At 66.2% G+C, this 1,588-nt stretch carries 2 protein-coding genes and 1 pseudogene; all 3 read left to right on the forward strand.

Annotated elements, in window-relative coordinates:
• Nucleotides 1–207: pseudogene (locus tag ACMO6A_RS11550) on the forward strand (phenylacetate--CoA ligase); the annotation flags it as partial.
• Complete coding sequence (locus ACMO6A_RS11555; protein WP_009306987.1) at nucleotides 204–632, forward strand: amino acid-binding protein; 429 nt, start codon at nucleotides 204–206, stop codon at nucleotides 630–632. The pseudogene ACMO6A_RS11550 and the gene ACMO6A_RS11555, both read left to right, overlap by 4 nt.
• Nucleotides 625–1,588 (forward strand): D-alanyl-D-alanine carboxypeptidase family protein (locus ACMO6A_RS11560; protein WP_418471298.1); only part of this gene is annotated, 964 nt, incomplete at its 3' end. The genes ACMO6A_RS11555 and ACMO6A_RS11560, both read left to right, overlap by 8 nt.

Below are 1,588 nucleotides of genomic sequence, written 5' to 3' on the forward strand. Positions count from 1 at the left end.
CACGTCGAGCTGGACGTGGAGACGGTGCCCGAATTCCCGTTCGACGAGATCCGCAAGCTCCAGGACCTCAAACGCCGCTTGGCCGCCGAGCTCAAGAGCAACCTGCAGATCGCCGTGGACATCAAGATCGTGGAGCCGAAGACCATCGAGCGCAGCGAGGGCAAGGCGAAGCGCATCATCGACCTGAGAGAAGGGAAGAAGGCATGATTTCGCAGCTGACCGTTTTCCTCGAGAACGAGAAGGGCCGCCTCGCGGCCGCCTGCCGCGCCGTGTCCGACGCGGGCATCAACATGCACGCGCTGAACCTGGCGGACACGTCGGACTTCGGCGTGGTGCGCATGCTGACCGACACGCCCGAGGCCGCAGCCGAAGCGCTGCGCGAGCAGGGCTACCGCGCCACCGTCACCCCGGTGCTGGCCGTGCGCGTTCCCAACGTGCCGGGCGGCCTGGCGAAGCTCCTCGAGTTCATGGACGAGCAGGACGCCAACGTCGAGTACGGCTACTGCTTCTCGGTGAACGAGGACTACGCCGTCGACGTGCTCAAGGCCGACGGTTCGGACGACCTGGAGCAGAAGCTGACCGATGCCGGTTTCGAGCCGGTGCGACCGGAGGACATCTACCGCATTGACTAACTTCTTCGAGCATATCGCATCCGTCGGGCGAGCGCGCCTTCTAGCATGCGCGCTCGCCTGCGCGCTGGCGCTTTCGGGCGCCGCTTGGACGGCACCCGCCTTCGCCGACGTGCGCAAGGCAGACGTCGTATACGGCCAAACGGTCGATGCACGCGGCCTGGCCGTGGCGCAGTGCCCCAGCATCGACGCCGAGTACGCCATGGTCATGGGGGCCGACGGCACCGTGTACTTCGAACGCAACGCCCAAAGCCCCACGCAGATCGCGTCCATCACGAAGATCATGACCGGCGTGGTTGCCCTCGATGCCGTGGAGGACGGGCTCCTGTCGCTCGATTCGCCCGTCACGGTTTCCGCCGCCGCCGCCGCGGTAGGCGAGTCGTCGGCGGGCTTGCAAGAGGGCGACGTCATGAATCTCGATGCGGCGCTCAAGGCGCTGCTCGTGCCTTCGGGCAACGATGCCGCCGTGGCCATCGCCGAGACGATCGGTGCTCTCATGGAGCCGGGCACGTCCGATCCGGAAGCCGTGTTCGTGAACGCCATGAACGCCAAGGCTCAGGAGCTGGGCTGCACCGACACGGTGTACGACAACCCGCACGGGCTTGATTTCGACGCCTACGCGGGCGATTTGCACAGCACGGCGGCCGACGTGGCGAAAGTGGTGCAGTACGCCATGACCAACGACACGTTTCGCGCGGCTGTGGGCGGCGGGAGCACCACCATCCAGGTGACGCGCGCCGACGGCGCGAAGGCCGACATCTACCTTGAGACCACCGACGGGTTCTTCGACATCTACGAGTACGCCATAGGCGTGAAGACCGGCGTCACCCTGCTCGCCGGCCCGTCGTTCGCGGGCGCCGCCAACAAGGACGGCCGCGAGCTGTACGCCATCGTCATCAACTCGTCCTCCGAGGCGCAGCGTTTCAAAGACGCCGAGAGCCTCTGCGAATGGGTGTACC

Origin of the sequence: Eggerthella sp. (assembly GCF_048329335.1) — a bacterium.
In the GTDB taxonomy this organism is placed as follows: Bacteria; Actinomycetota; Coriobacteriia; order Coriobacteriales; family Eggerthellaceae; genus Eggerthella; species Eggerthella lenta.